The organism is Ferviditalea candida, from assembly GCF_035282765.1.
GTDB lineage: Bacteria > Bacillota > Bacilli > Paenibacillales > KCTC-25726 > Ferviditalea > Ferviditalea candida.
Genome location: NZ_JAYJLD010000092.1, coordinates 1 through 1536 on the forward strand (window position 1 = coordinate 1; position 1536 = coordinate 1536).

At 37.6% G+C, this 1536-nt stretch carries 2 protein-coding genes; both read left to right on the plus strand.

The window, feature by feature from the left end:
- Positions 1–850, plus strand: an 850-nt coding sequence (locus VF724_RS21155) for an RHS repeat-associated core domain-containing protein (RefSeq protein WP_371756216.1), incomplete at its 5' end; no start/stop codon positions are given.
- A 25-nt stretch (positions 851–875) separates the two neighbouring features.
- A complete protein-coding gene (locus VF724_RS21160; protein ID WP_371756217.1) occupies positions 876–1460 on the plus strand; it encodes a hypothetical protein in 585 nt (194 codons plus the stop codon).
- Positions 1461–1536: the final 76 nt, after the last annotated feature.

The window sequence follows — 1536 nt, forward strand, 5'->3', positions numbered from 1 at the left end:
TCGCTATGCGGGCTATTATTGGGACCGCAAGACGCAATATTATTATCTGCAGGCCAGATACTACGATCCGAGGAACGGAAGGTTCCTGTCGGCGGATACTTTCCGTGGGGAGATTGGAAATCCATTAAGCTTGCACTTGTATGCATATTCTCTGAACAATCCAGTGAACTATGTGGATCCGAGTGGTTTTAAGACAATCTCTGTATATTTCCTTGCTGGGGTAGGAACATGGCAAAGCGGTGATATGTTTAAGGCAGCCAAAGAAGATATAATAAAAAGATATCAAGATATGGGGTATGATAAAATACACGTAGCCGATGTATATCCATATGGAACCATGGAGGAATGTGGTTGTGATCAAGACGCTACGAAACAAATGGCATATACTATTCTACAAGCATTGGTAGTTAATAACGACATGGATACTCCTTATAAGTATACCGTCGGTGGTAATAATGCATTCGAAAGTATAAAAGAAGACTACGATTATTTCGGCGGTGGAGATATTGTTTTAATTGGACATAGCGGAGGTGGGATTGCAGCCTATGATGCAGCACAATTGCTCAACGATGCAGGATATAATGTAAGTTTTATTGTTCAAGTGGGCTCTCCAAAAGAACCCATTAAGAAAAAGTGGAGGGATAAAGTAGGCTATATAGAAAAGAAGGGGTTCTTTGGGGATGGTATTACTGCTTGGGGTATGACTTATTTCCAAAGACCCGGGTATATTGCATCTGTTGATATAGTAGGGGGTCATCCTTACTATTTCGACCCAAACATGAAAGATGATAACGGAGTATCTAATTTGAGTAAAACAATGGATCAAATTTGGGATTGGATAAAACCATAGTAGAACAGGAGGTGACTTTGAACACTTGAGCAAATATTTGCGATTACTTATATTACTGTTTCTATTAGTATTTGTGGTATTCTTATTGTGGAAAACTGTAAGTCATTTTACTAATAAATTAAGCCCAATCGGGGCAACAGTAGATGAAAAACAGTTGCATCACGATCTAAGTCTATTGAATAAAAGTGAGATAAATGAGAAAAGAATACGATTTCTTGTAAACGGTCGTGATCCCGACTCTACAGTAAAGGATATAGGTGGAAAAATAAACCAGGATGATCGTATTATAGAATTAATAATCACTAACAAAAACGCAGATGATTATTCTAAACCACTAGAAGTTAGAACAGCTATACGGTCATGGTTATATTTGCAAGATCGCCATCTGCCATACTCTGTTGTCGGTATGAAAATAATTTATTTGAGAGAGCCAATCATGGGTATATTTGGTGGAACTAGTTCAGTAGTAGTCTTAGTAACAAAAAGCGATTTTGAGGGGCTATTCAAAAAATTGGAAGGTAAGGAAATAGACGAAGAACAAAAGGTCGATGAATTAACACAATTATGGATTTCTGAACATAACTACAAACGTAAAGATGGAAACTGGTAGCATTAATTCAACCACAAACGAGACTAATCTCTCGCTTGTGGTTCTTTTTTGCTTGTCTTCGGAAAAAAAGCCTTGA